Here is a 511-nt window from a genome sequence, read left to right as displayed (position 1 = left end):
AAAACAGGTATACGGAGTACAACTAATAGGCATTCCCCTCGAAGAGCGGGCACATCACCGCCGCTCTCTTGAGGCTACTCCAAAAGATCATTGCTCCGCGGCTTGCCCCTGCACGCCGCGCACTTGGGAGATCGCCAAATGACACAATCGCTGGATAGTTTTAAAGCCAAAAAGACGCTGCAAGTCGGCGACAAGTTTTATACGTATTATTCCATTCCCGAAGCAGAAAAAAACGGCCTGACAGGCGTTTCCAAACTGCCTTTCTCTCTCAAAGTGGTGCTGGAAAATCTGCTGCGCTTCGAAGATGGCCGCTCTGTTACAGCGGATGACATCAAGGCCGTCGCTGAATGGCTGACGACCCGCACATCATCGCACGAAATCGCCTACCGCCCCGCCCGCGTGCTTATGCAGGACTTCACCGGTGTGCCCGCCGTTGTTGACCTTGCCGCCATGCGCGACGCTGCCGTCAGCCTTGGTGGTGATCCGAAGAAAGTGAACCCACAGGTGCCTG

Annotated in this window: 1 protein-coding gene; it reads left to right on the top strand. The window is 55.2% G+C overall.

What is annotated here, in order from left to right:
• Window positions 1-138 precede the first annotated feature (138 nt).
• The coding region (locus ACR0KW_RS24320) for an aconitase family protein (protein WP_480807319.1) at window positions 139-511 on the top strand (373 nt) is incomplete at its 3' end.

Source organism: Ruegeria sp. CG11 (genome assembly GCF_056537245.1).
Note: the sequence above shows the minus strand (reverse complement) of the source record. Positions and strands in the feature narration are given on the sequence as shown.